Here is a 1079-nt window from a genome sequence, read left to right on the forward strand (position 1 = left end):
GGATGGCCTCACAGCCCCACAGGCCGCGCGGGTGCTCGGCATTTCCCCCGTCGCGTTCCGGCTTCGGCTCACCCGGGCCCGGCGTGCCCTGCGCCACCACGCCGACGCGGTCCCCGCCACTACAACCCAGCCCGTGGCAACCGCCACCGTGAACTCCCGGAGCATGCGATGAACGACACCCTCGACCACGCCCTGCGCGACCTCGACCCGGCCGTCACCCCCGCCGACCTGGACACCAGCACCGACCCCAAGGCTCGGGTCCTGCTGGCCCGCGTGGTGGCCACCGACCCGATGGAGGCGCCCGCACCGACGACCAGCAGCCCTCGCCTGCTCACCGCCGGGCGTCTCACCGCTGTCGGCGGAGGGGTGGCCGTCGGCATCGCGGCAGCGCTGCTGCTGCCCGGCGTGTTCGGCGGTGGCTCGGCGATGGCAGCGTGGACCGCGACGCCGCACACGGTGAGCGGTGACCGGGCCGCCGACGCCCAGGAGAAGTGCCTCGACAGCGCCCGGGACACCGCCAAGCGCACAACCGGGCGTGAGCTCGGCTTCCGGCCCGTGGTGACCGAGGGCCGGGGGCCATGGACGCTCGTCTACGTCAACGACGACAGCAGCCAGCTGGCCGAGATCACCTGCCTGCTCCGCGATGGCGACCTCGTCGGCTCGCAGGGCAGCACGCCGGGGCCCGACGCACAACCGCTTTCGCCGGTTCCCGCGGGGTCGGCGCGGGCCGCCCTCGGCGCGGTCATGAGCACGAGTGAGGAGAGCGTGCGTATCGTGACCGGCAGGGTAGGTGCCGGCGTGGTGGGTCTGGAGCTCTCCACGGAGGCGAAAGGCAGCGTGACCGCGACCGTCACCGGCGGCTACTTCGCAGCCTGGTGGCCGGACGCGCCGACGACGGAGGCGCGCGAGAACGCCTCACCTCGTGGCGGCGTCAAGAGCGTCACGGCAATCCTCCAGGACGGGTCGCGGCACAGCGTCTCCATCGAGGAGACGAGGCCGTGTCCATCGACGGCGGGGGCGCCTGGCGCAGGTTCTGGCACGTGACCCTGCCGATGATGACCCCGACCATCTTCTACAAC

The 1079-nt window shown here is 72.8% G+C and carries 1 protein-coding gene; it reads left to right on the forward strand.

The window, feature by feature from the left end; all coding sequences use genetic code 11:
• Positions 1-168 precede the first annotated feature (168 nt).
• On the forward strand, positions 169-1044 hold the full coding sequence (locus ABZ260_RS51500) for a hypothetical protein (RefSeq protein ID WP_355633366.1): 876 nt from the start codon (positions 169-171) through the stop codon (positions 1042-1044).
• Positions 1045-1079: the final 35 nt, after the last annotated feature.

Source organism: Streptosporangium sp. NPDC006013 (genome assembly GCF_040614275.1).
Classification (GTDB): Bacteria; Actinomycetota; Actinomycetes; order Streptosporangiales; family Streptosporangiaceae; genus Streptosporangium.

Excerpts from the sequence above, each read along its gene's own strand:
- ABZ260_RS51500 (WP_355633366.1), top strand. The coding sequence starts at position 169 with ATGAACGACACCCTCGACCACGCCCTGCGCGACCTCGACCCGGCCGTC.